This is a genomic window from Alphaproteobacteria bacterium, from assembly GCA_033762625.1.
Lineage (GTDB): Bacteria > Pseudomonadota > Alphaproteobacteria > UBA9219 > RGZA01 > RGZA01.
Map to the genome: position 1 here is coordinate 48111 of JANRLI010000002.1, position 25884 is coordinate 73994.

26 protein-coding genes are annotated in these 25884 nt (G+C 50.4%); 13 read left to right on the top strand and 13 right to left on the bottom strand.

Going from position 1 to position 25884, the window contains the following annotated elements; all coding sequences use genetic code 11:
- The first annotated feature begins 46 nt into the window (after positions 1–46).
- From hemJ to rho, 3 genes are all read left to right on the top strand, one after another.
- Positions 47–481, top strand: coding sequence for a protoporphyrinogen oxidase HemJ (gene hemJ, locus SFW65_00405; protein ID MDX1921574.1), 435 nt, complete (start codon positions 47–49; stop codon positions 479–481).
- 93 nt (positions 482–574) lie between these two features.
- Positions 575–1192, top strand: a complete 618-nt coding sequence (locus SFW65_00410) for a hypothetical protein (GenBank protein MDX1921575.1) — start codon at positions 575–577, stop codon at positions 1190–1192.
- Positions 1193–1663: 471 nt separating this feature from the next.
- Positions 1664–2920, top strand: a complete 1257-nt coding sequence (gene rho, locus SFW65_00415) for a transcription termination factor Rho (protein ID MDX1921576.1) — start codon at positions 1664–1666, stop codon at positions 2918–2920.
- A 10-nt stretch (positions 2921–2930) separates the two neighbouring features.
- Here the strand turns inward: rho and SFW65_00420 are convergent, their stop codons facing one another.
- From SFW65_00420 to SFW65_00450, 7 genes are read right to left on the bottom strand one after another with little or no spacing between them, the layout of a single operon-like run.
- Positions 2931–4334: a DUF2971 domain-containing protein gene (locus SFW65_00420; GenBank protein MDX1921577.1), complete on the bottom strand. Its 1404-nt coding sequence runs from the start codon at positions 4332–4334 to the stop codon at positions 2931–2933.
- A 36-nt stretch (positions 4335–4370) separates the two neighbouring features.
- Entirely contained in the window at positions 4371–5402 is a 1032-nt protein-coding gene (gene holA / locus SFW65_00425) for a DNA polymerase III subunit delta (protein MDX1921578.1), read from the bottom strand.
- Positions 5403–5412: 10 nt separating this feature from the next.
- The gene (lptE, locus tag SFW65_00430) at positions 5413–6027 is read right to left on the bottom strand and encodes an LPS assembly lipoprotein LptE (protein MDX1921579.1); all 615 of its coding nucleotides are present in this window, start codon (positions 6025–6027) and stop codon (positions 5413–5415) included.
- 45 nt (positions 6028–6072) lie between these two features.
- Complete coding sequence (locus SFW65_00435; protein ID MDX1921580.1) at positions 6073–7659, bottom strand: DUF2330 domain-containing protein; 1587 nt, start codon at positions 7657–7659, stop codon at positions 6073–6075.
- Positions 7656–8471, bottom strand: coding sequence for an RnfABCDGE type electron transport complex subunit D (locus SFW65_00440; protein MDX1921581.1), 816 nt, complete (start codon positions 8469–8471; stop codon positions 7656–7658). Before SFW65_00440 ends, SFW65_00435 begins: the two co-directional genes overlap by 4 nt.
- Positions 8472–8499: 28 nt before the next feature.
- Positions 8500–11091, bottom strand: a complete 2592-nt coding sequence (gene leuS, locus SFW65_00445) for a leucine--tRNA ligase (protein ID MDX1921582.1) — start codon at positions 11089–11091, stop codon at positions 8500–8502.
- A gap of 29 nt (positions 11092–11120) precedes the next feature.
- Positions 11121–11627, bottom strand: coding sequence for a DUF3576 domain-containing protein (locus SFW65_00450; protein MDX1921583.1), 507 nt, complete (start codon positions 11625–11627; stop codon positions 11121–11123).
- Between the two features lie 383 nt (positions 11628–12010).
- Here SFW65_00450 and SFW65_00455 point away from each other — a divergent pair, with 383 nt between their 5' ends.
- Both SFW65_00455 and SFW65_00460 read left to right on the top strand, forming a co-directional pair.
- Positions 12011–13201 (top strand): porin, encoded by a 1191-nt coding sequence (locus tag SFW65_00455; protein ID MDX1921584.1) that lies wholly within the window; start codon positions 12011–12013, stop codon positions 13199–13201.
- 177 nt (positions 13202–13378) lie between these two features.
- Positions 13379–14062 (top strand): YggS family pyridoxal phosphate-dependent enzyme, encoded by a 684-nt coding sequence (locus SFW65_00460; GenBank protein ID MDX1921585.1) that lies wholly within the window; start codon positions 13379–13381, stop codon positions 14060–14062.
- Here the strand turns inward: SFW65_00460 and SFW65_00465 are convergent.
- Positions 14018–15526, bottom strand: a complete 1509-nt coding sequence (locus tag SFW65_00465; GenBank protein ID MDX1921586.1) for a hypothetical protein — start codon at positions 15524–15526, stop codon at positions 14018–14020. The genes SFW65_00460 and SFW65_00465 overlap by 45 nt on opposite strands.
- Positions 15527–15609: 83 nt before the next feature.
- Between SFW65_00465 and SFW65_00470 the strand changes: the two genes are divergently transcribed.
- Positions 15610–16446, top strand: coding sequence for a polysaccharide deacetylase family protein (locus SFW65_00470; protein MDX1921587.1), 837 nt, complete (start codon positions 15610–15612; stop codon positions 16444–16446).
- On the opposite strand, the gene SFW65_00475 is transcribed toward SFW65_00470, so the two are convergent.
- Positions 16441–16896, bottom strand: a complete 456-nt coding sequence (locus SFW65_00475) for a hypothetical protein (GenBank protein ID MDX1921588.1) — start codon at positions 16894–16896, stop codon at positions 16441–16443. The genes SFW65_00470 and SFW65_00475 overlap by 6 nt on opposite strands.
- 231 nt (positions 16897–17127) lie before the next feature.
- On the opposite strand from SFW65_00475, the gene SFW65_00480 reads away from it, so the two are divergent.
- On the top strand, positions 17128–17655 hold the full coding sequence (locus SFW65_00480; GenBank protein ID MDX1921589.1) for a peptidoglycan-binding domain-containing protein: 528 nt from the start codon (positions 17128–17130) through the stop codon (positions 17653–17655).
- 71 nt (positions 17656–17726) lie between these two features.
- On the opposite strand, the gene SFW65_00485 is transcribed toward SFW65_00480, so the two are convergent.
- Positions 17727–18269: an N-acetyltransferase gene (locus tag SFW65_00485; protein ID MDX1921590.1), complete on the bottom strand. Its 543-nt coding sequence runs from the start codon at positions 18267–18269 to the stop codon at positions 17727–17729.
- Positions 18270–18382: 113 nt separating this feature from the next.
- Here SFW65_00485 and apaG point away from each other — a divergent pair, with 113 nt between their 5' ends.
- Together apaG and SFW65_00495 are read left to right on the top strand one after the other, a co-directional pair.
- Positions 18383–18778: a Co2+/Mg2+ efflux protein ApaG gene (gene apaG, locus SFW65_00490; protein ID MDX1921591.1), complete on the top strand. Its 396-nt coding sequence runs from the start codon at positions 18383–18385 to the stop codon at positions 18776–18778.
- A gap of 206 nt (positions 18779–18984) precedes the next feature.
- The gene (locus SFW65_00495; GenBank protein MDX1921592.1) at positions 18985–19284 is read left to right on the top strand and encodes a hypothetical protein; all 300 of its coding nucleotides are present in this window, start codon (positions 18985–18987) and stop codon (positions 19282–19284) included.
- On the opposite strand, the gene SFW65_00500 is transcribed toward SFW65_00495, so the two are convergent.
- Positions 19285–20724: a hypothetical protein gene (locus tag SFW65_00500; GenBank protein ID MDX1921593.1), complete on the bottom strand. Its 1440-nt coding sequence runs from the start codon at positions 20722–20724 to the stop codon at positions 19285–19287. It abuts the gene before it with no gap.
- 159 nt (positions 20725–20883) lie between these two features.
- Between SFW65_00500 and SFW65_00505 the strand changes: the two genes are divergently transcribed.
- From SFW65_00505 to SFW65_00515, 3 genes are all read left to right on the top strand, one after another.
- Positions 20884–21519 (top strand): winged helix-turn-helix domain-containing protein, encoded by a 636-nt coding sequence (locus SFW65_00505; protein ID MDX1921594.1) that lies wholly within the window; start codon positions 20884–20886, stop codon positions 21517–21519.
- Positions 21520–21626: 107 nt separating this feature from the next.
- Positions 21627–22631 (top strand): DUF882 domain-containing protein, encoded by a 1005-nt coding sequence (locus SFW65_00510; GenBank protein MDX1921595.1) that lies wholly within the window; start codon positions 21627–21629, stop codon positions 22629–22631.
- Positions 22632–22748: 117 nt separating this feature from the next.
- Positions 22749–23330 carry a type 4 pilus major pilin gene (locus SFW65_00515; protein MDX1921596.1) on the top strand — a complete coding sequence of 194 codons (582 nt, stop codon included), beginning with the start codon at positions 22749–22751 and terminating at the stop codon, positions 23328–23330.
- A 24-nt stretch (positions 23331–23354) separates the two neighbouring features.
- Here the strand turns inward: SFW65_00515 and tgt are convergent, their stop codons facing one another.
- The gene (gene tgt / locus SFW65_00520) at positions 23355–24563 is read right to left on the bottom strand and encodes a tRNA guanosine(34) transglycosylase Tgt (GenBank protein ID MDX1921597.1); all 1209 of its coding nucleotides are present in this window, start codon (positions 24561–24563) and stop codon (positions 23355–23357) included.
- 32 nt (positions 24564–24595) lie between these two features.
- The gene (gene rpmB / locus SFW65_00525; protein ID MDX1921598.1) at positions 24596–24898 is read right to left on the bottom strand and encodes a 50S ribosomal protein L28; all 303 of its coding nucleotides are present in this window, start codon (positions 24896–24898) and stop codon (positions 24596–24598) included.
- Positions 24899–25038: 140 nt separating this feature from the next.
- Here rpmB and SFW65_00530 point away from each other — a divergent pair, with 140 nt between their 5' ends.
- Positions 25039–25884, top strand: coding sequence for an FkbM family methyltransferase (locus SFW65_00530; protein MDX1921599.1), 846 nt, complete (start codon positions 25039–25041; stop codon positions 25882–25884).

Consider the following 25884-nt stretch of genomic DNA (forward strand, 5'->3'; position numbering starts at 1 on the left):
TCCAGCCCTTGATTAACCATAGTTTCCACGCCCACAGGCATACCCCATGATGAATTATTATAACCTCATTATTGCGCTGCATATTATTGCCATGGTCGCGTGGATGGCAGGAATGCTGTATTTGCCGCGTTTATTTGTGTATCACGTGGGCGCCGCCAAGGGCGGGGAGCTTTCCGAGACGTTAAAGGTGATGGAGCGCCGTTTATTAAAATTCATCATCAACCCCGCGATGATTGCGACCTTCATTTTCGGCATCACCTTATTGGTATTGCAACCCGTTTATCTGCAAATGGGGTGGATGCATGTGAAAATCGGCCTCGTGCTCATCATGAGCGCGGTGCATGGATTTTATGCTGCCAGCGTGCGGCGCTTTGCCAATGACCAGAACCAGCGCAGCAGCAAATTCTGGCGGATTATGAACGAAGCGCCCACGGTATTGATGATTGCAATTATCATATTAGCGGCGACAAAGCCGTTTTAAGGGTTGTTTTAAGGAATCTTTATTCACGAATTACTTTCAAAACTGTGAGCTAGAGTTATTCAGCCATTTCATTTTTATGAATAGGAAGCAAGCATGGCAGATGTCGTTCGCCTAAAGCATTTCAGAAAAAACCCCGAGCATGATTGGAACGAACTTCGCCCCCGTATCGTGCAACGCCAGCTAGGCTCCGCCGATTTCAGCGAGATTATGCAGAGCCCGTTACTCGTTGCGGCAATTTTGGTGGATCGCCAGACGATCGAAGTGGGCGATAAATTATACGGCGAACATTCCACGCATCATTACCGCAGTTATGAATTGATCTACCGTGACGATGTAACCGGAAAACTCGAACAGCGCCGCATCGATAATGTGGATGAAGAATTGGCAGGCCGCGTATTCGAACAACGTCTTGACCTGGTGCGGCATGAAGAAGCCCATATCAATATGGACCTTGTTGCGCGCATCTATCCGCATAATTCAAAGACCACAATTGTGCCGCGCTTTGATGATGGCGCGCATGCAGATGCGCGTTTCATCATCCCCAACAATACCAACCTGTTGCGCTTTTATTTGATGCAGCTTGGTTTTGGGTTTGATAACAGCGTCATTAACAAACGCCCCGCTGAACCACCGCGCCGCAAAACACGCGCCGAGCAATATGCCGAGCTTATTGCCCATGCCAACGCGCCCCAATACACAACGGAATGGTAGTCGAAGGTCGCCAAACCATCGCGTTGGCACGAATTTGCGTCTTATTTACCTTGACAGTTAACCGGAAGTTTAGATATTCTGGGTAAAGTTTTAAAGCGTTTGGTTGTTTTTGCGGCCTAACCCATAGGTCGTAACACTCAAAAAATACGCAATTTTGGCGTTTAGCACTTCTTGAAAATCCCGTTCTGCCTAACTCACGCTTCTGCATTATTGCACGGAAATGTGGCTTAGGAAAAATCAGAAAAATTTTGGGATATGGAATGCGCGGCGTAAAACACATCCCCCTCATACCCATAAGAAACCATGACCGATACTCCTGAAAAGCCCCCAGTTAAAAAAGAACGCCTCACTGTAAAGCTCGCTGAAAAACCAGCGCCTGCCGCGCCCGCAGAAGAAGCGGTTGCTGCGCCTGCGCCCGTTGTTGAAAGCGCAGCAGAGCCCTTTGGCGCCAATAACGGCGAAGACAAGCCGATGAATTTGAAGGAATTGAAGGTCAAGAATGCCGGTGAATTGCTGAAAATCGCCGAAGAATTGCAAATTGAAAATGCGGGCACGCTGCGCAAGCAGGATATGATGTTCGCGATTTTGAAATCGCTGGCCGAAAAAGATGTGCCGATTGCGGGCGACGGCGTTTTGGAAGTATTGCAGGACGGCTTTGGCTTCTTGCGCTCCCCTGAATCCAATTATTTGCCCGGGCCCGATGATATTTACGTAAGCCCATCGCAGGTTCGCAAATTTGGTTTAAGAACCGGCGATACGGTGGAAGGCCAAATTCGTTCCCCCAAGGATGGGGAGCGTTATTTTGCGCTGCTCAAGGTGAATTCCATCAACTTCGATGATCCGGAAAAAATCCGCCACCGCATCAATTTTGATAACTTAACGCCGCTTTATCCGATGAAGAAGCTGAACCTTGAAATCATCGATGCGAAGGCAAAGGATTTAACAACCCGCATTATCGATTTGGTGTCGCCACTCGGTAAGGGCCAGCGCGCATTGATTGTGGCGCCGCCCCGTACCGGTAAAACCGTGATGATGCAAAACATCGCGCATGCGATTACCGCAAACCATAAAGAAGTTTATCTTATCGTGCTGCTCATCGATGAACGCCCCGAAGAAGTGACCGATATGTCGCGCAGCGTAAAGGGCGAAGTAATTTCTTCAACATTTGATGAACCCGCATCACGCCACGTGCAGGTGACCGAAATGGTGCTGGAAAAAGCCAAACGTCTGGTCGAAGCAAAACGCGATGTGGTTATCTTGCTGGATAGCATTACGCGTTTGGCGCGTGCCTATAACACCGTTGTGCCATCATCAGGAAAAGTGCTGACCGGCGGTGTGGATGCCAACGCCTTGCAACGCCCCAAACGCTTTTTCGGTGCGGCGCGTAATATTGAAGAAGGCGGTTCGTTGACGATTATTTCAACGGCCCTCATCGATACCGGCAGCCGTATGGACGAAGTGATCTTTGAAGAATTCAAAGGCACGGGTAACAGCGAAATTGTTCTGGATCGTAAATTGGCGGATAAACGCACCTTCCCATCCATCGATATTTCGAAGTCAGGAACGCGTAAGGAAGAATTGCTGGTGGATAAGGCAACCCTCACCAAAATGTGGGTGCTGCGCCGTATTCTTATGCCGATGGGTACATCCGATAGCATCGAATTCCTGGTTGATAAGCTTAAGACAAGCAAGTCGAACCATGATTTCTTTGATAGCATGAATACGTAAAAACTATAAATTATAGTAGATCAAAACGGACAGGGATTTCGAATGTATCTATGATGCCTTTTTTTTCTGAGTAAAAGGCTTGATAGAATTTGAATTCCTGCCGTTTTTCTTTTTGGCATTTCTTCTCGATTATTTTTATAATTTCTAGCTTGTCCTTCTCAGTAGTTCTTAAGCCGAAAATCACAGCCTCAAGACTATTAAATTGATATTTAAGTTTACGCTCCGACACCCCGCTTAAATCAAGCATTTGTGGCATTAATATTAGTCTATGTTCTTTTTCATATGCCCAGTCAGCTAGTTTAGTTGATAATAGCAATGTTCTAGTGCGCCAATAATCTTTTCTCCAATCATCTCCTTCATCAAAGTATGTTTGTGCGTGCGCACTTTTTCTTTTATCGTCAAATAACCATGTTCCCGACACTGTTAACCCCGGCAAAACACCCAATGATTTGAAGAAATTAATTTCTGGATATGACTCTGTATATTTTATTTGGTGAAAGTTTAGTTCTGTATCTGACCATGTATGTCTAAAGCGTTTTTTGTTTACTTCAGTGCCAGTGACACAAGAAAGTGTCAGTGTAGGCTGGCTGTTGCGTGAATTTGTCTTAAACCTTAAACAAACACCCCTATGGCTATCTGCATAGTGTCCCCACATTGATGCGTTGTGTGGATTGTCGGCAAATGTTGCCGTATACCAGTTTCCATGAACAATTTTTTCTAATTCAGTTAGGTAAATAAAAGGGTAACGCCCAAACACAAATCGACGATTGTTTAGCGCAGTGATGTTAATTGTAGTTTCCTGCGTATTGTGAAATTTTATCAAATCATCAAAGGCGTACCAGTGCTCGATTAATTGACAGAAATCGCTGTCGCTTTTTAATTGATTGATACCCAGGCCAACAATGTCTTGTGGTTGCATGGTACGCAATTTATCAGTTGAGGGCGGCCAATCGCTGATAATTTTATGCTTTACTAAAATAGTAAAAATAGTTTTTAACGCGTATGCATGAATGCCCATCAAGTAAGTAGATAGCTCATAACGACTAATAGGATTTTTACTTAATGCTAAAGAGTTAGGCCAACTTGCTGCTATTGAGCTCTCGAAAAATAGCAAGATGATTTCGTTGAATATTTCGTCGCTTTCCTCAGGAATATTCGCAAAAACAGGTATTTTGTTGGAAGCAATCTCTACGTCTGTTCCTACAGTGAAATATATTTTACATATGTGAGTGAGGCAAAAAATATAATGCTTAATAAGGTTTTTCCAGACAATATCGTCTCCATGCCAAAAAAGGTTTTTGAAGCCTTCTACCGGATCGTTGAGTTCTTCTGGAGACGCAAAATATATTTCTTGGTTTTCTAGTTCTTGAAAAGGTTGGGACAATAATTTTTCCGTTGAACGGAAACGATACATGTAAGGCACGTGCGTATCCTTGATATAAGTACTTATCTACTTCCCGAGCCTTGCCACATTATACAGCGCGCGTTCGCCAAGGCGGTCTGCCGGCATGCCGGTGGTTTTGACTTTCATCTCCGCTTCCAATAATGCGCACATCGCATCCATCACTTTGCCCAGCGTCCATGTGCGGAGTTGTTTTTGCATTTGTGCTTCGCGCTTGAAGAAAATGGGCGGGCGCATGGTTTTCACCGCTTCCATCGCGCCCATATGCTCTTCCTCCATTTTGCCCAAACCTTCATAAATCTTGGTCAGATGGCGTGTGGCGGCGCGTAAAAACTGGATGGGTTGCACGCCTTCGGCATGCAGTTTGGCCAGCATCGCATCCAGCTTCGCAATATCGCCGCTGGCTGCGGCCCATACCGCATCATCCACTTCCTCCCCTGCGGCGTCGGTGATGCAGGCGGAAATATGTTCAGTCGTAATCTTCTTATCGGTTTCTTTCCACGCATAGGAAATGAGCTTATCTACCTCCATGCGGATGCCAGAACGGTCGGGCGGCAGGACTGCGGCCAATGCTGCCAACGCGTCACGGTCGATGGTGAAGCCTTCGGCCTTTATCATGCTTGAAATCGTTGCGGTTAAATCCGCGCCTTCCTCCGCATAGCACGGAATGGCCATTGCTTTCGCATCATCTTCCACTCGGTTGCGCAGTTTGGAGCGTTTATCAAGCTCGCCTGCTTCCAAAACCAAGACGCTATCGCCCGATGGCAGATTGGAAAGCAGATGGTCAATCGCGCTGAATGCGGAAGCTTCGCCCGCATCGCGCATGCGCACCAAGCGCCGCCCGCCCATCATGGAAATGGATGACATTTCATCGTGCAGACGCGAGGGATTTTCATCGAGCGTCGAGGGCGAAATTTCCGAAACCGAAAACGGGTCGTTCACATCGGGAACGCATTTGGCGCAGAGTTTTTGCGCGCGTTCGCGCACCAGACCGGCATCCGGCCCGTATACTAAAAACACGCGCATCGCCATGTCGGGCTTTTCAATAAAACCAGCGGATTTGTTGGCGGTTAGCTTCATTTAAAGATACTCATTTAAAGATGCTGCCCCCTTGCAGTTCGGGCTTGGTCAGCGCATCGGGCCGCGTGGCAGGCGGGGTGGTGAGCGGGCGGTTGAGCTGTTCTTCCGTCATGGGCGTTGGCGAAAATTCTTTCTGGCCATAATAGGCGAGCAATTGCGTGACGATAAGGTCGGACAATTCGCGAAGCGCACGCTGCGCCGAATTTTCACGTGACGATAAGGCGCCATATTGCGCATCAATTTTATCGTAGCTTACAAACGTGCGCGAGGTTCCGGTATAAAGTTTTTTATTCGTCGCGTTATCGGTCAAGGTATAGTTGGCAATGTACGTGATTTTTTTGCGAAGCGTGGTTGCGTCTTTTTGCAAACCCAGATCTTCCTGCGTAGTGGCAAGGCCGATTTGCAGCGTCGCATCGGTTTTTTCAGGGCGGCCTTCGCCATACATGCGGTCAATCAGATTGTTGCGGAGTTGCTGGCCCAGCTCGTCGCCGATATTGGCGATAAAAATGCGGTTAAGGCGCTTTTCCTGAGCGGTTGCCTCTGCACCAAAGGGGCGTTCCCCGTAAATCGGGCGGTAGCAGGAGGAAAGCAGGAGCGGGAGAAGAAGTATAATGAATATGCGCATGCCTTCAGATTAAAGGAGGCATATGCGCTTGTCCATCTGGCTTGGTTACTTTTGCTCCTGCTTATCCCACATGCCTTTCCACCATTCCTTGCCTTCGACAGGGGTTGGGGTGTTATCAACCGATTGGCCATTCGCCGCCATCTTCGCGCGGATGTCGTTAATCGACCAGCCGGTTAACCGTGCCAGCGTTTCCGCTTCATGCGCATAACGTGTGGGCAGGCTTTGCAGATACATTTTGGCTTCTTCGCAGTTATTTTCGGCCGATGGGTTTTTGCCGGGATCCCATGGATGACGCAAGATAAAGCGCCCCTGGAAATTTTCACGGTCCGATGTTTCCTGCAACATCAGATCTTCGGGGAAGGTCTGCGCATTGTAGCGGGCATGCAGGCGTGTGATGAAGGCGTTGACCCCGCCGCCGCCAATAATTCCCGCAGGCGCGCGCGCCATTTGCGGGCCGCGCGGCGCAATGCCATTGGGCAGCATCGAGCCGCCAATCAGGTTATTGGCATTGGGGTTGGTGTTGGGCATCTGGCTGGTATCTTGTGCGGGTTCATCAAGCCAGAACACGCCCAGTTCTTTCAGCTGGTCAGGGCGCAGCGGGTCAGCCGCGCAGGGATCGCACCAGCCCATATCCCATGCGTATTCAAGGAATACTGCTGATCCTTCCGCCTTGGCGCGGCGGCGGAACATATCACGATAGAAACGCGCAAAATCATCCTTGATGAACAAGGGCACGTCTTTGTCATTATCGATTTTGACATTGCGGTAATTGGTGGCTTCGACGCGGCCATTGCGCGTCAGCACCATCAAGATCACATCTTGCGAACCATCATTATAAATGGCTTCGTTGGCGACTTGCGGGGTGGAGCGGTCAGGGCGGGAATTGAGCACCGTTGCGCCCGGTTTTTTATTGGAAAGATCTTCAACCGGCGGCGCATTCAATGTGCCAAGACGAATGGGCAACATGAATTTGGGGGAGTTATATGCAACCTGCAACGGGCGAAGATATGAATAGCCAAGCTTGGCCTGTTCATCGAGATTAACCTTGGCAACAAAGAACCGCATTTGCTGGCGGATATAGGAGCCCAGAATGCGTTCAGCGCCCGCGGGCAATTTATAGCCGTTCTCGTTCAAATAGGTTTGCAGGCCCGAGCTTTGCTCCGCCGATAAAATCGCGATGTCGTATTCACCAACGGTATATTGCGCTTCAATTTTTACGCCCAAGGCCTTGGCGCGTGCGGCGCTGTCGGCAGCGGCCGATGCGGGCGCCGCGCTTTTCATCATCATGCCTTCATAGCGTTTGTGCATGCAGGGATTTTCATCGAAATATTCGACCAAACGCGGCGCGGAATAGCTGTCGAGCTGGTCAATCAGCGCGTTATTCGTGACGTGAATTTGTTCGCGCGCAATGCTGGTTGGAACGGGAATAACGATCGCAAAATCTTTGGCATCGCCCTGAAAATCATTGGCCATAGTGATGACCGCGCGCCCCTTGTTATAGGCCAGCACCACCTTTGATGCTTGGTTGAATAATTTGCTGTCGGCCTTGGCGACATAAAACCCGCAAAAGGCGTGGGCGGATACAGGGGAAAGAAGCGCGAGCAGCAGAAGGGCAAGGAGGGTTTTTTTCATGACGCGGTTGGTTCCTTCTTCCAAGAGTAATTCGCACCTTTCATCATGAGATCAAGGAGCGGGGTAAGGGGCGAGATAAAAAACAGCGCGAGGATAAGCCCAGGGCGAATTTGCAGTTTGAACTGTAAATAAAACGCTAACAGCGACACCAGCAGCACAAACAGAAACCGCATCGGCAACCGGCTTGGCGTGCTGACCGGATCGGAAATCATGAAGAAGGCAAAAATCAGCAAGGATACGCTTTCCATCTGGTGCAGCGGAATTTCTAACGGGTCACCCAGATACAGCGCACGAGCGAGCAAAAGCCCGCCAAAACATGCAAAGAACATCAGCGTCGTATCAATACGCCGCGCGCCAGTAATCACCATCATGCCCGCGCATAACACCAGAATGCCCAGCCAGCCAGTTGCGCCCCATTGCCCCGGCGCGACCCACACCATATCGGGCAGGGCAAGCAGCAGCAGGGCGATGGCAAAGTTCGCCGGATTGAACATGTGTTTATTATTCACGCGAATAAGAAATTTGGACGCGATGGCAAGGAAACCCGCCAGCGCATACATCCACAACGCATCGCTGCGCAGCAGCAGCGTGATGCCAAGCCCTGTGATAAACGGGCTGCGAAAATCCATATTGGAAATGCCCCACATTCTGAAACACGCATATTGCGTGAGCAAGGTTGCGGATAGCGCAATGAAGAGCTGATAAGGCTCTGGCCCGAAATCGAGCCAAGCCGCGCCCAGCACCATAAGCAGTGACAGGGTTACGATTTGCGCATGGCGCGGGTCTTTGGAAAAGGTCGCGGCAAGGGTCATGCCGCATATTTAAATGCAGTTTCAAACTTTACGCCACAACATTCACGATTTTATTGGGCACAATAATCACTTTTTTCGGCGCATTGCCATTGAGTGCCCGTTTGACCGCATCTTGCGAAAGGGCGATTTCCTCGGCCTTATCCTTGGCGCAATCGCGCGGCAGGGTGATGGTGGCACGAAGTTTCCCGTTCACCTGTACGGCAATCGTCACTTCGTTATCAATCAATAATGCAGGGTCGGGGGTGGGCCATGCTTCATCCACCAATGCAGTTGTGTGACCCAGTTTTTCCCACATCTCCGAAGCAATATGCGGCAGCATGGGGGACAATAACCGCGTGAGGGCCTCCACGGCCTCGCGATAGACGGTGCCATTGGCATCTGCGCTGCTGGCATATTCTTCCATCGCGTTGGTCAGCTTGCGGCACGCGGCAACGGCGGAATTGAAGGCAAAGCGTTGCAGATGGTCAGTGACTTCCGCGATGGTTTTATGAATGGATTTGCGTAGCAACGTATCTGACGCAGTCACGGTTGCGCCACTTGGCGCAGAGTAGTCGCGTGATAATAAAGGTTCTTCATCCACCAAACGCCACAGACGGTTGATATAACGCCATGCGCCATCAATGCCGCTTTCGGTCCATTCCAGATCCCGTTCTGGCGGGCTGTCGGACAACATGAACAACCGCGCGGTATCTGCGCCATAGGCATCGATGATGCGGCCGGGATCGACCACGTTCTTTTTCGATTTGCTCATGACTTCGACGCGGCCCACCGTGACCGGACGCCCCGTTTTTACATGCACGGCAGTGCCATCGGGGCGTTTTTCCATTTCTTCCGGATAGAGCCATTTGCCGTTTTCGTCTTTGTAGGACTCATGGCAAATCATCCCTTGGGTGAACAAACCCGCAAACGGTTCTTTCAAACCCACATGTCCTGTTTCTTGCATCGCTCTTGTGAAGAAACGCGAATAGAGCAAATGCAAAATGGCATGTTCCACACCGCCCACATATTGATCCACCGGCAACCAGTAATCGGTTGCGGATTTGGTGATCGGCGCTGCATCATTTTTGGGTGAGCAGAACCGCGCGTAATACCAGCTGCTATCGACAAAGGTATCGCAGGTATCGGTCTCGCGTTGCGCATCAGCGTTACAGCTTGGGCATTTCACATGCTTCCATGTGGGGTGGTTATCGAGTGGATTGCCGCCTTTTTTAAAATCGGCATCTGCTGGCAATTCGACCGGCAATTGGTTTTCCGGCACGGGCACCACGCCGCAGGTTTTGCAATGAATGATGGGTATCGGGCAGCCCCAATAGCGTTGGCGCGAAACACCCCAATCACGCAGACGGAATTGCGTCACGCCTTCGCCGATGCCCATGGACTTCAATTTCTCAATGGCGGTCTTCTTGGCGGTTGCGACATCCAGCCCGTTTAAAAATTCGGAATTCTTCAAAACGCCATCGCCGGTATAGGGCAGAGGCTCCGCGCCATCTTTCTGCGCGATCACTTCAATGATGCTCAATTTATATTTGGTGGCGAAATCGAAATCGCGTTGGTCATGCGCAGGGCAACCGAAGATCGCGCCTGTGCCGTAATCCATCAACACGAAATTGGCGACATAGATAGGCAATGTTTTACCCGCAATGAACGGATGCGCGACGGTAAGCCCTGTATCGAAGCCCATTTTTTCTGCAGTTTCGATAGCGGCAGCAGTGGTGCCGATGCGATTGCATTCGGTGACAAAATTCGCAAGTTTTTGGTTGGTCTTTGCCAATTCGGCAGTGATGGGATGACCAGGGGACAATGCAATAAAGGACGCACCGAATAATGTGTCAGGCCGCGTGGTAAATACCTCGATGGTTTGAGGGAGATTATGTGTCGTTTTGAAGAAAACCCTCGCTCCCTCACTCTTACCGATCCAGTTCTCCTGCATCAGGCGAACCTTGTCTGGCCACCGATCTAAGGTGGATAGCGACTGGAGCAGGTCTTCTGCGTAAGCGGTGATCTTGAAGAACCATTGGTTCAGTTCGCGCTTTTCAACGAGCGCGCCGGAGCGCCAACCGCGGCCATCGATCACCTGTTCATTCGCCAATACCGTTTCATCAACAGGATCCCAGTTCACAAAAGATTTGCGGCGGTAAGCGAGACCTTTTTTATAAAAATCAAGAAACAGTTTTTGCTGTTGCTTGTAATAGCTGACGTCGCATGTTGCGAATTGGCGTGACCAGTCGATGGAAAGACCGATGCGTTTCAATTCGCCGCGCATGGTCGCGATATTATCGTACGTCCAATCCTTTGGGGAAATGCCGCGTTCACGCGCCGCATTCTCTGCGGGTAATCCGAACGCATCCCAGCCCATAGGATGCAGCACATTAAAGCCCTGTGCGCGTTTTAAACGCGCAACCACATCGCCCAAGGTATAATTGCGCACATGGCCCATATGGATGCGCCCCGATGGATAAGGGAACATGGAAAGGACGTAATATTTAGGACGCGACTGCTCTGCGCCCAAAGAAGAATTGGGCGCAACCGCGACTGCGTCAGGCTCTTTCGCTTCGAAACTTTTTTTATTGTTCCAAAATTCCTGCCATTTTTTTTCAGTTGCGCCGTGATTGTAATTCATAATCAAAAACCATTTTATTTTTAAAAAAATTATTCCCGCTTACCATCATCACCCAATTGTTTGACACGCATTTGCCGTGCGCGCGTCAAGATGCTGTCTTCCATCGTGCCTGCGGTTGCGACATTCGTATTCACATCAACCCAAGCCCCGGTTGTATCGCGTTGCTGGCGGAATACGGAAACGCGCACCGCATCGGCGCGAAGTTCGCGCGATAAAATAAATACATTCAACTTGATGCGTTCATAAGGAGAAGATGGCGGCGAATACCAATCGGTAATAATCGTGCCGCCAAACGGATCAGCCGATGCAAGCGGCATGAATGAAAGTGTATCGAGCGCAGCACGCCATAAATACGCATTTACGCCAACGCCGCCAGCACCTGACGCTTTTTTATCTTCACGGCCACCCAACAAAGATATGCCGCCCTTTTCCGAAGCAACACTGCCATTGGCGTAGCGGGCGTTGCGGTCTTTGTCTGTATTATAGGTGTCCTCGCGTTCAACCCCGCCGCAACCCGCCAAAAGTACAGAAAACATAATCAAAACAAATAGATAATTCATGGGTGTTTTGTTTTTATAAGGGGTTATGGGCAATAAAACGGGGTCGTGGGCGACAGAGACGCTATTAAATAGGTTGAAGCGATAAAAGCAAGAAATTATGGACGGGATAAGGCCAAAACTGCCTTATTCTTCCCCTTACCTGCATGCATGAACGCTAACGGTTTAGTGCATAATCGCTAAGAATGTTGCCCTAAACGTTAATTTTCGTGTTGTTTGTGCCACACTCACCTAGCAAGGTTCAAAATCAGCCATTTTAAACTTGCTTGGGCAGCCTCTTTGAACAACATTGTCGGCATCGGACGGGTTTCAATCTCGTCTTTTTCTCTATCAATATCTACCACCTTTTGGGGGAACAAAACATGCGTAAACTTTTACTCGCGACCACCGCTCTTGCTGGTGCTGCTCTTTGCGGCGCAGCTGAAGCGAACATGGAAGTGACGGTTGGCGGTTACAACGATTTCCGTGCCGGCTTCACTGGACAAGATCTATCTGCAGGCCCAGGTACTGGCCGTCGCAGCAACGATTTCCAAAACGAATTCCAATTGGAAGTTGAAGCCAAGAACAAGACCAGCAATGGCTTGGAATATGGCGCAGTTGCTACTCTTTGGAACGGCTCTCAGCTTAATAAAAGGCCGATACAACAAGCTAACAACGTGAGCTTTCACCAGACCTATGGTTACGTGAACGGTTCATGGGGTCAAGTACGTGCCGGTGACGAACATGGCGCTTCTGATTTCGAAGTACACGCTCCAATGACCTATGATTTCGGCGCCCAAGTTGATGGCAACTACACCGAATTCCTTCGTCCACAAGACGTGTTCGCGATCACTCCTAGCTTCATCGATGATGATGAAAACTCAACCAAGATCAGCTACCTGACACCAAAACTCGGTATGGGTGCTCATAAGGTTCAGTTGGGCGTAAGCTATGCTCCAAACTTTTATGATCAAGGTGTAAACACAACTTTCGTAACAACTGGTACAGGTCCTGTTTATAAGAACCTTGTAAAAGTAGGCGGCCAATATAACGGCAGCTTCATGGACAAGGTGAACGCAAGCTTGGGCTTCGTAGTTCAAACGGCTGAATCAACCGGTCGCGGCGTTGGCGTAACCACGGGTTCCGCTCGTGACTTCACGTCATGGAATGTAGGCGCTCAGTTGGGTTATGCTGGCTTCACCGTTGGCGGTAACTACACCGACGCAGGTCGCTTCAACACCACCACCGCACAAAATGCTGATCAACATGTTTGGTCAGTTGGTGCGACCTACAAGTTCGACCGCGCATCTGTTGGCGGTAGCTACTTGCAAGGTAAAGGCTACAACAACGCTGGCGTAGTTGCTGGTTCAACCGGTTTCGCGACCGTTGCTCCTGCAGTTGCAACAGACAACTATGTTGACAGCTACTCTGTATGGGGTATCGGCGCAGGTTATTCCTTGTTTGAAGGCATGACCACCAGCGTTGACACCGCGTTCTTCAAGCAAGAACGTCCAGCAGGTGTTGGCAACAGCGAAGGTCACGTTGTTATCCTCTCCAACCGCGTTGCTTTCTAAGTTAAAGCAACTCTGTTAAAGAGTTAAAAAATTGGAAGGGGCGGTTCGAAAGAGCCGCCCTTTCTTTTTGTGTTTATGCGGTATGCCCCATCGCAAGATGGGGCCTAGTTTGATAATACTGGACACCAGCTTTCGCTGGTGCATGCACAGTATCAACAACCATAGCGTATGAGTTCAATGTCCATATCCGAAAACCTTCAAACCATCCGCGCCAAAATCCCTGCCTCCGTCACATTGGTGGCGGTCAGCAAAACGGTGGATGAACCGCGCTTGCGCGAAGCATTAGCGGCCGGGCATAGGGTGTATGGCGAGAATTATGTGCAGGAAGCCAAATCGAAATGGACGAATTTAAAAAGCGAATTTCCGGATACAAAACTCCATTTGATTGGCCATTTGCAAAGCAATAAGGCGGATGATGCGGTGGCGCTATTTGACCGCATCGACACGCTTGACCGTGTAAGCCTTGCCTCGGCACTTGCCAAATCCATGGCCAAGCAAGGGCGCAAGGTACCCTGTTTGATCGAGGTAAATATTGGCGATGAACCGCAAAAGAGCGGCTGCGCAGTGGCGGAACTGCCCGCGCTGATTGATGTTGCGCGCGGGCTTGGAATTGAGATTGAAGGGCTGATGTGCATCCCGCCCATTAATATGAATGCCATTCGCTCTGTTCCATCTGACGATGGAACAACCGCTCGGGCGGAAACGATAGACCCCGCGACCTATTTCGAAAAACTGGCGCAATTGGCAAAAGCCAATCAACTAAAAACCATCAGCATGGGTATGAGCGCGGATTACGAAACGGCGATTGAATGCGGTTCAACCGAAATTCGCGTGGGTACGGGGATCTTTGGCAGAAGGTAGAAGATCATTGCGCGCAAGGTCGCGCCGTGTGAATGCGGCTTCAATCTGCGGCAATGCTTCGGATTTATGGAAAAACCCAAGTACGGCGGGTTTATCAAACCCGTAATGTTCAAATACGCCAACATCATTGGTGTAGCTGTAAGCCATCATCGCAAAATAATAGGGCAGGGCCTGTTTGATAAAAAATTCGGGTGCGCCTTTTGGAAACGCCGCAACCAGCGCGCTGTTTACTTCGGCAAGCGCGATGCAATATTTGCCATTGATCTTGGAGCGTTCCCATACAACATAGTTGTCATCGCTGCGGTCGTTGGCGGCTTTATCTGGGTTTTTCAGATCATCGAGTCCGCCCAATGCGACCCCCAGCTTGTTCAGCGCAGGCAGAATTTCGGCGCTGCTTTGCGGGAATGACCCAAAACCCGCGCGCAAAAATACCTTATCCAGCTTGGCCATGAACTCGCGGTCATCCCACAAATAGACAAATTTTTTCCATGCGGCATCAAGCGGGCCAAACTTTCCGGCGTTTTGTTTATCCCGCAGATCGGCCAGCGATGTGCGCAGGATGCCGGCAAAGAATTTTCCAAATGGCAAGGGCGGCTTATTGAGTGCATCGGGCATGGATTTGCGTTCGCGCAAGACGCGCGCACGCTCGGCGCGCATGGCATGGCGCATGTAATCATGGGGAACGCCCAAAGCTTCTTGTACAGCGTGATAGGATTCTTCGCGCGTCGCATATTTTTTCTTGCGCACGACATCGGCGGGTTTGCGAATAAAATCGCGGTAGATGAACAAGGCGATGCGCTGATCGCGGCTGAGCACGATGCCGTTATGTTCAACTACTTCGCGCGCGGCGATCTTTTGCAGTGCGGCAATAGTGCGGATTTTTGGACCGATAAACGCAGTATATTTGGATTTAAGCCGTTTGGCCCGCAGCTCGCGCTTGATGCTGGCTGTTAATCCTTCCACCAATGGTTCTTCGGGCGGGGTGGGCAGCAACGGCGTTTCAATGGTTTGTTCTGTGGTTTGTTCTGTGATTTGTTCTGTGGTTGGTGCCGGTGTTGGTTTGTCGCGCATCATGCGCGCGATATTGAAATAGATGAACTGATGCTTACCTGAAGGCGCGCGCAATTTACGTCGTTCCAGATCGCTTTGCGACATGCGAATAGCGCGCGTTGTTGTATCATCCTTGCTATAGGCGCCCATGTAAACTTGGGTCTCTTTAAGCACCGAAAGATCGGACGCAGGCGTGACCATCAACGAACCACCCGTTGCCTGCCAAACCGACAACAAGTCGGATTGCACAAAGGTCACGCCTTCGGTAGCGGGTTTTTCGGGAAGATTAGGGTTGTGTTGCGTTAGGGTTTGCAAAAGCCATGTCGGAAATTTTTTCGCCGGCAAGGGCGGCGAAATGCTTTCCAGATCAATCGTCTTTGATGGCGTTGTGACCGTCATGAACCTATTTTTCATCAAAAATGCGAAAGTAATGAATCAAATAGGCTTTTCAACAAAATTAGTTGTTGCAGTGCAGCGGAAACCCTAAGCTTGGTGCTATGAACGATGCAGCAATCACCCACAGCCCCGTTACCTTTACCATCGACCTTGAAGACCATCTGGGCGTGTATGCGGGCGATGGGCGCTGGCTGCGCAATACACAAACAATTCTGGATTTTTGCGCACAAAAACACATCCGCGCCACGTTCTTCACGGTGGGCAAGGTGGCGGCGCATCCTGAATTATTGAAACGGATTGTAAATGATGGCCACGAGCTGGCGTTACATTCGTATGACCACATCGCGCTTACACAAGAAAACCCCGCAACCTATGCGGCGCATTTGCTCGATGCCAAAAAAGCATTTGAAGATATTGCGGGCAATGCGGTTGAAGGATTTCGCGCGCCGATTTTTTCACTCACGCCCAAATCAGTATGGGCGGTGGATGTATTAAAGGAATTGGGATTTATTTATTCATCCAGCGTGATTGCTGGTAAGGGCGCGGTGAACGGTTTTCCGGGCGTGCCCAATAAGCCGTTCAAATGGAAGAACGGTTTAATCGAATTGCCGGTGCCGATGGTGAATTTAGGTGTGCTGGCCCTGCCGTTTTTGGGCGGGGTGTATTTGCGCTATTTGCCGTTGCCGGTTGTGCAGATGTTGAAAAAAACGGTTTATGCTGATGCACTGCTATGGACCTATACGCATCCTTATGATGTTGATGCCAGCGAAGGCTATGTGCGCCTTGATGATGGCACGCCGCTATGGATGAATGTGCTGCTTATGAATAATCGCAAGCATTTCCTGAACAAGCTGGATGCAGTGCTGAATGGCGATGCGGGTGCGCCATTGATTGAGCGTGCGCGCAGCTTGAACCATTTGCCGCAATTCGATTTATAGGGATGGCGCGAATCCGCCTTTTTTAAAATCAGGCTTGGCGATTTCAATCGCTGCGGCGGCGCTTAAGGCACGCATTTCAGGGCGATGTGCTTGCGAACGCAGCATCACGCGCGAGCCTTGAATACGATCAATCAGCTCGTCATTCGCCTGTTCGGTATAAGCAACCGCTGCACGGTAAATCGTCGCGATATCCAGCATGTCGATATTAATTTGGCCCATGCTGGAGCCGGTATCATTTGAAATGCGTTCCCACGCGGCAATCATGGCGGGAGGTGAGCCGTAACGATCAATCACAGCTGCATAATCACCAAGCCGCCGGGCGATGGTTTGGATGAGCGCGGGGCTTGGCGCTAAAAACGATTCACGCCCTCGTTCGTTCATCAGGCAAATCGCACGCGCTTCCATGAATAAAAGGGTATCCGGTGAAATGGATGCAGGTTTGGACGGCATGAAAATTTCTTTAAAAAAGCATTAAAAATATGCCGCGAGATAATCATATCCGGCGGGTGGAAGCAAGCGAAACAATGCCGACGTTAAATAAAAAACCGCGCGTTATATTGGGAAAACGCACAAAAATTGTGCCCGCCATGCTGGTCATTAAACATGTTGTAAGTTTTGGATGATAGGGTTGCCCCTATTCAGAAGGTTTGATTTTTTATTCTATTTTTCAGGAGACACCCCGTGAAAGCATTTTCATGCAAGACATTATTGTCTGTTGCCGCGCTTGTTCTTTCGATTGCATCCGCCGCCCCAGCCCATGCTACTTATATCAGTTATCGCAGCCATGATGCCGGCGTTGAAGCAGCGCAAATGCGCTTGAAACAGCTTGGCTATTTCGTTGGCAAGGTGGACGGCATTAATGGCCCACGCACCAGCAATGCGCTTGCTGCATTCCAGCGCAATAATGGCTTGATGGTCACCGGCAATTACGATTACTACACCCAAGCCGCATTGTTCCCCGTGTATCAAACACCGTATTACACATCGAATGTCGTCGTGCCAACCATGGCGTATCCGGTTGCCTATACCGTTCCGTTGAATGAATACCGTGCTGGCGCTGTGTATGCACAACCCATCGCGTATGCTGCGCAATTACCAACCCAGCGCCCGATTGCGCAAACCTACGCTATCTCGGAAGCGGTGCGTTATGGTAATTGGTACACACCAGCAGGCAGCCAGATCACCACGGTGGTTCCACGCCCTTGGTAAGATAATTTCTGGTATATTGAACGATGGCCCGCGAGCAATTGCGGGCCATTTTTATTTCCGGAACAGGTGGTTTAAAAAACCTGCTGCGGCCATTTGCCGAGCATACCTTTTTGTTCCGATAAAACACCCGGAACAATTTCCAAACCCAGAAAACGGCTTTCATCCACCCAGCCGGGCAGGGTGATGCCCAGCATCACTTCGCGCACAAAGCCAAAACGGTTGTAATACGGCGCATCGCCCACAAGGATGATGGAGGCGTAATGCAGCCCGCGCGCTTTGGCCAAGGAATAATTCATCAGCTCAATGCCAATGCCATCGCTTTGCCGCGCGGGTTCAACCGCGATGGGGCCCAGCAATAAACTGGGCGTGCCATCGGGCAGCACCACCGGCCAATAGCGGATGGTGCCAACCAGCTGTTTGGTGTCTTTGTCTTCAACCACAAAACTAAGCGCTGCAATCGGCGCCACATCTTCACGAAAACGGTAGGCGGTTTTTTTATGGCGGTCGGGTCCAAAGCAGACATCGAGCAGCGCTTCGATGGATGCGGCGTCGCTTTCGCGTTCAGGGCGCACCAGCGTTTTATCGGTAAGGGGCTGCGGGGTTGAATGAGGCATATCAGCTTTTTAAAAATTGTGACCGTTTCATGTAGTAGTAATGGCTTTTTTGTTGGAACAAAATAAATAAATTTGCCCTTTATTTTCAAAACCAGATTGCTTAAATGATGGGTATGTACACAGCCATTACCCGCGATATAAAAGTCTCTGTTAATCCCGTTTATCTGGAAGGGCAATCCACGCCCGATGATCGTCATTTTGTGTGGGCGTATCAGGTCAAGATTGAAAACCAGAGCAAGGCAACGGTGCAGCTGATTAACCGTTATTGGCGCATCACCGATGCGCTTGGCCGCGTGCAGGAAGTGCGCGGCGAAGGCGTGGTGGGCGAACAGCCGATTTTAAAACCCGGGCAATCGTTTGAATATACCAGCGGCACACCCTTGCCCACACCATCCGGCATTATGCTGGGCCGCTATGAAATGGTGGGCGAGGGCGGCGAACGCTTCGAGATTGATGTTCCGGCCTTCTCGCTCGATGTGCCCAGCGCCGGAAAGCCATTACTCAATTAGCGATATGCATCCGTTGCGCAAGCGGGGCCCCGTTTTATTCTAAACCGGATGTCGACTTTTGCCGAGATATGCGGTCATCAACCTTGATAATTCCGCCCAACTTAGTTAATAACGCCCGCATTAACTAGGTAACCAATGAAGAAAGTAATTTCACATCCTGAATTCGTTTTTCCAAATGGTAGTCTTGGATTAAGGGGAAAACAGCTATGAGCGATAAAATTAAAAATCCTGAAGATAAAAAATATCCAACTGCCAGCCATATGGAAGAGTTGGGTTCATCCACCGCCGAAGCCATTTGTGCAGGCATGAAGGCTGCGAATGATGATGCGCCTTCCTTTGGCCCATCGCGCCTTGGCACATCAATCACCGGACTTTCAGGACTTGATGCCGATACGCTGGCCAGCGCATTGAACCAGTTGAAAGCGCACGTCAACCCGAAGCCATTTTACAAAGCCAAGTTCATGCAAAAATTCAAATTGATTTTGGGCAAGGACGATAAGAAGTAATTAGCCGTTGATATCAAGGCTGGCACCACGTGATGTGCCGCCCTTCATATCCTGATATTTCTGCATATTCATCAGCATCATATCCTGAATAAGCTGCGCCGGAATGGGGTTGCCGCCGGTTGTCACATTGCTGTTGGCTGCTGGCATTTGCAGTGGCGCGGTAAAGCCGGGATCTGGAAGGCGCGTTGCAGGAATATCAAATTCATTGGCTGGCGCAGCGGCAATCGCTGCGGAAGGTTGCGTAAGGCCAAGTAATCCGGCGCCATCTTTCATACTGCCCATTTGTGGAGCAGCCGATGCCGATTTTGCAATTTCCTTACCATAGGTTTTTAAGCGTACATCCGGCACATCGCGTGCGGGCATGTGGGTGGCAATGCTGGGGTGGCGGGCAACACCGGCCAGCGAATACATTTTATGACCATCGGCTTCAACCGGGCCGTGGGGTAGGGGTGATTTAACCTGCTGCGCGCCTGCAATCTTGCGTGCGGTTGCTTCATCGACAGCGCCCATATCCGCATCATCATGTGCTGTATTATTGGCAACATCAACCGGTGTTTCATTGCCCATCACGCCGCCAAAGGGCTGTTTAGCCGGCGCAGCCTTGGCAGCAACCCGGTGTGTATTGGCAGCCTTAATCGCAATGTTTTCTTCCGGCGCTGCGCTGGCCAGCATGGTTTCTTGCGCTTTGATTTGGTTGCTTGGAAGTTTATGCGCATTGGGGGTATCCACACCCAGCAAGCCTGCGATAACCGTTTGGCCAACATCGCCGCCTTTTTCCTGTTCGAACATCGCGTCAATCGCGCCAGTAACCACGCCCATAGGGCCCCAATACAGAGCGCTGCCCATTACTTTGGCATGGCCGCTAATCTCATCGCCCGAAACATGACGGTAAATCATATTGACGACGGGGATTTGTTGCAGCGGGTTGATGGTATCGATGAAATCTTCAAAGGAGTAATCAACCGTATCAACATCGGGCCCGACGGTTTTTTTGTTGGCACCGCTATGGTTGAACGCATTCATCTTTACGCCGTCATTTTTATTGCGTTCAGGATAAAGCGAACCATCTTGCGAAATTTCGCTGGGCTGCGGCGCTGCATCCTCGTCGGATGTTTCCTGCGGTTTAACGTCGCTACGCGCGGATGGCTGGGATGATTTGTTTAATTGTTCGGTAATCGCTTCAGCCTTGGCATAGCGGCTGGCTTTTTTATGTGCGCCATGGGCATCTTTGGCGGCTTTGTAAGCGGCATCATGGGCATCCACAGCGGCTGCGAAGTCAGAGTTTGTTTGGCGCGCTGCCTCTGCGCCTTTATTCGCCATTCGCTCTGCGCTATCGCGCAACCGCTCGGGCGAAGTTGGCGCAACCGCGACTGCACTTGCCCAATCTGGCTTGTGTAATGCGAGCTGTCCGCGACCTTTTAAAACATAATCTGAATTCATAAATACTCTTTATTGTCTTGCCCTTTCATTAACCATTGCAAGCGCCATGCCAAGCCAAACAATAAAAAAATTGTTTACAAACAATGACTTAGTATAATAAAACACATTTGAAGGAAAATATGACCCCGCACCGGTGCCCTTGAGATAGCCTAGGCCTTAATGAGCGAAAAAATCCAGATCACCCTGATTGGCAAAGATGATGTGCTGGCCGCCGTGCTGGCCGAGCAAGCCAAGGGGCAAATGGGCGGTGTCCGCGATTTTGATTTTATGGTGGCAGTAAGCGTGAGTGAAGCTTCGCCCGCTAGCGATGTCTGGGTGTTGCCGCGCGCGATGCCGGTGCCGGCGCTGGAACAGATGCCATTGTGCATTCGTATTGCCAACGCAGATGAAGCGCCCCAGCCAAGCGATGACATTGTATTCATAAAACCATTCCGCCTTGCGCAGCTTCTGGACGTTATGTTAAGCGGCGCAAAGTTGCGGCGCAGAAAGCAGCCGCGTGCGCTTGGCGATGCACATGTGTTTCATCCTTTTGCGCGGTTGGTTGAAGCGACGGCTTCCGGTCAAAACGTATCCTTGACTGAAAAGGAAGCATCGTTTTTATGCGCTGTGCTGGATGCCGGGCAAAATGGCTTGTCGCGCAAGGATGCCATGACCGAATTATGGGGCTATCACCCCGATGCCGAAAGCCATGCGGTTGATACAACCTTGTACCGCCTTCGCCAGAAATTGCAGGAATTAGGCAGTTTTGATGCGCATCTGGTCAATGAAGGCGGCGTTTACAAATGGTGTGACTAGATACGCGTGATGCGCAAATGAACTGCAAATCAGGGCAGATAAAGGGTTGACGAAACACCCGACTTCTACAAAGCTTTTGCGATCCATAACGAAAAGCAAATTACCTGATGAACAAACCATTTTTGAATTGCGCGCTGATTGCGCTGCTTGCCCTTGTTGTTTCCTGCGCACCTACCCGCGATTTATCGGTTGCGCCCAAAGGCGATCAAAGCATTGTGATATGGCACCGCCTAAGCGGCGAGCGTATTGATGTAACCACGCGTCGCAACGGCCAGTACAACAAAGAAGCCTTCGACCAGATTGATCATATTTTCCGTGACCGTCATACGGGCGAAGAATATCCCATCGACCCAAAGCTGATTGATGTGATTACCGATTTGCGTGACAAGCTGTTGATGTCGCCGAGCGATCCGATTGAATTATTGTCCGGTTTCCGCTCGCCCGAGAGCAACCGGAATTTGGCAAAGACCAATAAATATGTGGCCAAAAACAGCTATCACATGAAGGGACAGGCGGCCGATATCCGCATTCCGGAAATGAACAGCAGCGCGCTGGAAGCGGTTGCCAAAACCATGCAAAGGGGCGGTGTTGCACTTTATCCCGATAGCGGCCATGTGCATGTGGATACAGGACCTGTGCGCGGCTGGTCGGTCATTCGCGGTAAGGAAGCAGGGCTGAATGACCGCATCAGAAAGCCTGGCGAGTCTGCACCGATGCCAACGGTGCGCGGACGTGTACCGGTACAACCCCGTGCCACGAATTTGAAAGTGAAGCCGATAACATCACCCATCAATTCATATGATGATCTGCCGGAGCCCGCAGCGCCTGATCACGCAAAAATTCTGCCAGCGGTTACGCCAAAGCATGCGCCCAAAATCATTGGCGGCGCGACCGTAACCACCAAGCAAGGTGTGCCCGTGCGCACGGCGCCAAAAGCCATTGGGTCAAAAGCAGCTGCCAAACCAGCCGCGCCACAAAAGAAAACCGTTGAAGACGCCAAGAAGCAGTGGGTTAAAACGCCTTATCATGGTGGTGTTCAGGGGGGCGTGAAAACCCCTGCAAAAGCGCCAGCCAAGAAGCCAGTGGCCAAAAAACCCGCCAAAAAAGAATGAGTAATGCAAGCCCTTTAAAATAAGACTTTCTCAAATGTTCACGCATCAGTAATACTTATCGGATAGACCATACTAACGCCCTTTTCCAAGACCCCATTTTTGAATACGAGGTTGAATATGATCAAGCAGCGCTTTACGCAAAATGCCGGTATGACCTTGGTGGAAGCAACGATTGTGTTAGCGGTTGCCTCGGTGATTATCGCTGCCGTGTGGATGGTATCAGCGGTTGTATATGAAAATGCGCGCCAATATCAGGCGAACCGCCAATTGCAAACGATTGTACAAAATGTCCGCCAGCTTTATGCGCGTGTGAATGCGTTGACCAATATTGCCGATGTGACCTGTACGCTGGATGCGCAAGCTGCATTTCCGGTTGAAATGCGCGTCGCGCAGGGAACGCCGTGTTCTACAACGCCAGCGCTTAATCATCCATGGTCATCAGCAACGGCGGGTACGGTGCGCGTTTTCAATAGAACGTCAACCACATTTGGCATTGTGTTTTCAGGATTGCCCAAGAAAGCCTGCGTGGGTCTTGCGACAAAGCTGACCGGCGGCGATATCACAAACCTTACAGCCGTTATCATTAACAGCGGCACGCCGATTACAGGAACAAGCTTGCCCATCACGATTGTGACGTCAAACGCAGCCTGCAATGTTACTTCGAATACGCTTGAATGGCAGTTTGATATTCGGGCTTAATCTACCCAACCGCCGTTTTTATAGTTAGGTTCCGTACATTTTTTGCGTATCACTAGCGCAGCTATGGGCGAGCCATTTGGCTTCGACCGCTTCCAGCGTATCAGTGCGGATACCGTTGCGGATTTCGCGCATCAACCGGTTCATCACCGCCACATTATGCTCGGTCAGAATTTGCATGCCGAGCATTTCCTCGGCCTTCACCAGATGATGCAGATAGGCGCGCGTGTAGTGCGAGGTATGTTCGTGATGATGCTCGGGATCGAGCGGTGTTTTATCATCGCGAAAACGCGCATTGCGCAAATTGAGCCGCGCGCCGGGTTCCGATGGCATTAGTGCAACCCCGTGGCGGCCAAGGCGCGTGGGTTGCACGCAGTCAAAGGTATCAATGCCATGTTTGATGCCGACAAAAATATCGGCAATATCACCCACACCCAATAAATGCACAGGCCGTTCGGGTTTATGCAATGGCGCGGTCCAACGAAGTATAGAATACAAATCGTCTTTGCTCTTGCCAAAGGAACCGCCAACCGCCGTGCCAAAATAGGGAAGCTGTGTGACGTCGTTCATGGCGCTGATCCGCAAATCCTGATAATGCGCGCCTTGCACTATGCCGTACAAGGCTTGCTTGCCGTCACTATTTTGTTTGGTGAAGGCTTCGAGTGAACGCACCCCCCAGCGGTTGGAGCGTGCCAAAGCCTGAATTTGATATTCTTTTGAATGATGGAATGCCGTGCATTCATCAAACGCCATGATGAGATCGGCGCCCAGCTGGCGCTGCATCTGCATCGACGTTTCAGCGGTGAGCAGAATTTTTTTGCCATCCAGATAGGATTGAAACGTCACGCCTTCTTCGGTGATGTCGATGACGGTATTGGGACGCGCGGCCTTGTTGCGGCCTTTGACCTCATCCGATATGCCGCCGAATTGCATCGCAAAGACCTGATACCCGCCGCTATCGGTCAGCATTGGGCCTTGCCAGCGCATGAAATCATGCAGGCCGCCCTGACGTTCAATGACATCGGGCCCTGGTTGCAGCATCAGGTGATAGAGATTGGAAAGAATAATATCGCTGCCTGCGCGCTTCATCACATCGGGCGCAAGGCCCTTAATCGCAGCTTTGGTGCCGCAGAAAATGAAATTGGGTGTTTCCAAAACGCCATGCGGCGTGGTTAAGCAGCCAAGGCGTGCCTTGGTCGTGGGACAGATTTTTTCAACTGTAAAATTGTGCTTCATGCGACATCACATATCATGCCGCTTTTAAAAGCTTACGCAGCTTTCTTTTCTTTGCGGGCTTTTGCTGCAACAACGCGGCGTTGTTGAACGAGCAATTTTGCATCCAATTCGGACTTTTTAGCTTTGAGCAAATAGGCATCAATACCGCCACGCTTTTCAACGGTGCGGATGCCATTCGGGGTCAAGCGCAGGGTGATGGAACGGCCCAAGAGTTCGCTTGGGAATGAGCAAACCTGCACATTCGCTTCGAAACGGGTGCGGGTCTTGCGGTTGGAGTGGCTTACCATGTTGCCAAACAAAACCTTCTTACCTGTAACTGCGCATACTCTAGCCATAACCGTAATCCTTCGTAATTTAATTGAGGCCGTGTTTTAGGGGAAAACTATCCACAAGGTCAAGCAAAATGCTGCTTGTTTAACACTTTAAAAGGGCTGACACTGCAAGTGTTAAAGCTAAGGATTCCCAAGGAATATCAATGGATAGATGGCAAGACAGGCTGGACGCCATACGGCAAAGCGGCTGGCAGGCAGGGGATGATGATTATTTAAGGCTTATTGCGCCCTTGTTTAAGTTGCGCCGTGGGTGTTCGGGCGTGGATGTGGGGGCTTTGGTTGGGCTTTATGCCAGCAAAATGGCCGAGAATGCCGCCCATACGCTGTGCTTTGAACCGTTGCCGGATGCCCGTGCTGTTTTAACGCAAAACCTTGAAAGCTATAAGGGTAGGGTGACGATACGCGATTGCGCACTCGCTGATAAAGAAACGGTGGCCGACAAACGCGGCGAAGCGCAATTGTCATTTCCGATTTGCGGGCAGACTGCCGTGAAGCAATGGGCAAGCATTGAAAAAGATTTTGCAAAACTGGCCAGCGATTATCCCGGGAAAATTGACGGCATTGCCAGCATGACGGTGCCATTGCGCACGCTTGATGAAGAGCTGATTGAATTGCAATTGCCGCCGCCCGCATATGTTAAAATTGATGCCGAAGGCGCGGAAGAAGCGATATTACGCGGCGCGCAAAAAACATTGCACAAGCATCGGCCATTTGTCGTGTGCGAATTGGAAGAACGCCATGTACCCGGTTGCACGCTGCGCACGCCGCAATTTTTAGATACACTTAACTACGATATGTATTTTATTTTGGGTCATGCAATTTATCCGATTGCTGCATTTGATGCAGGCGTTTTGCAATTTGGCCCGCCGGTGCCGCAATTTGCAATGCCCGAGGCAAATTTTTCTAAACCCTACATCCAGATGTTTATGGGCTTGCCACGCGAAGACAAGGCTATGCTAGATTGCGTGAAGCATACATTGGCGCAATGA

Excerpts from the sequence above, each read along its gene's own strand:
- SFW65_00470 (MDX1921587.1), top strand. The coding sequence starts at position 15,610 with ATGAACGATGCAGCAATCACCCACAGCCCCGTTACCTTTACCATCGAC.
- SFW65_00450 (MDX1921583.1), bottom strand. The coding sequence starts at position 11,627 with ATGTTTTCTGTACTTTTGGCGGGTTGCGGCGGGGTTGAACGCGAGGAC.
- lptE (MDX1921579.1), bottom strand. The coding sequence starts at position 6,027 with ATGCGCATATTCATTATACTTCTTCTCCCGCTCCTGCTTTCCTCCTGC.
- tgt (MDX1921597.1), bottom strand. The coding sequence starts at position 24,563 with ATGAAGCACAATTTTACAGTTGAAAAAATCTGTCCCACGACCAAGGCA.
- SFW65_00420 (MDX1921577.1), bottom strand. The coding sequence starts at position 4,334 with ATGTATCGTTTCCGTTCAACGGAAAAATTATTGTCCCAACCTTTTCAA.
- SFW65_00460 (MDX1921585.1), top strand. The coding sequence starts at position 13,379 with ATGTCCATATCCGAAAACCTTCAAACCATCCGCGCCAAAATCCCTGCC.
- hemJ (MDX1921574.1), top strand. The coding sequence starts at position 47 with ATGATGAATTATTATAACCTCATTATTGCGCTGCATATTATTGCCATG.
- SFW65_00495 (MDX1921592.1), top strand. The coding sequence starts at position 18,985 with ATGAGCGATAAAATTAAAAATCCTGAAGATAAAAAATATCCAACTGCC.
- apaG (MDX1921591.1), top strand. The coding sequence starts at position 18,383 with ATGTACACAGCCATTACCCGCGATATAAAAGTCTCTGTTAATCCCGTT.
- SFW65_00510 (MDX1921595.1), top strand. The coding sequence starts at position 21,627 with ATGAACAAACCATTTTTGAATTGCGCGCTGATTGCGCTGCTTGCCCTT.
- rpmB (MDX1921598.1), bottom strand. The coding sequence starts at position 24,898 with ATGGCTAGAGTATGCGCAGTTACAGGTAAGAAGGTTTTGTTTGGCAAC.
- SFW65_00530 (MDX1921599.1), top strand. The coding sequence starts at position 25,039 with ATGGATAGATGGCAAGACAGGCTGGACGCCATACGGCAAAGCGGCTGG.
- SFW65_00410 (MDX1921575.1), top strand. The coding sequence starts at position 575 with ATGGCAGATGTCGTTCGCCTAAAGCATTTCAGAAAAAACCCCGAGCAT.
- SFW65_00500 (MDX1921593.1), bottom strand. The coding sequence starts at position 20,724 with ATGAATTCAGATTATGTTTTAAAAGGTCGCGGACAGCTCGCATTACAC.
- leuS (MDX1921582.1), bottom strand. The coding sequence starts at position 11,091 with ATGAATTACAATCACGGCGCAACTGAAAAAAAATGGCAGGAATTTTGG.
- SFW65_00440 (MDX1921581.1), bottom strand. The coding sequence starts at position 8,471 with ATGACCCTTGCCGCGACCTTTTCCAAAGACCCGCGCCATGCGCAAATC.
- holA (MDX1921578.1), bottom strand. The coding sequence starts at position 5,402 with ATGAAGCTAACCGCCAACAAATCCGCTGGTTTTATTGAAAAGCCCGAC.
- SFW65_00455 (MDX1921584.1), top strand. The coding sequence starts at position 12,011 with ATGCGTAAACTTTTACTCGCGACCACCGCTCTTGCTGGTGCTGCTCTT.
- rho (MDX1921576.1), top strand. The coding sequence starts at position 1,664 with ATGAATTTGAAGGAATTGAAGGTCAAGAATGCCGGTGAATTGCTGAAA.
- SFW65_00475 (MDX1921588.1), bottom strand. The coding sequence starts at position 16,896 with ATGCCGTCCAAACCTGCATCCATTTCACCGGATACCCTTTTATTCATG.
- SFW65_00515 (MDX1921596.1), top strand. The coding sequence starts at position 22,749 with ATGATCAAGCAGCGCTTTACGCAAAATGCCGGTATGACCTTGGTGGAA.
- SFW65_00505 (MDX1921594.1), top strand. The coding sequence starts at position 20,884 with ATGAGCGAAAAAATCCAGATCACCCTGATTGGCAAAGATGATGTGCTG.
- SFW65_00485 (MDX1921590.1), bottom strand. The coding sequence starts at position 18,269 with ATGCCTCATTCAACCCCGCAGCCCCTTACCGATAAAACGCTGGTGCGC.
- SFW65_00465 (MDX1921586.1), bottom strand. The coding sequence starts at position 15,526 with ATGAAAAATAGGTTCATGACGGTCACAACGCCATCAAAGACGATTGAT.
- SFW65_00435 (MDX1921580.1), bottom strand. The coding sequence starts at position 7,659 with ATGAAAAAAACCCTCCTTGCCCTTCTGCTGCTCGCGCTTCTTTCCCCT.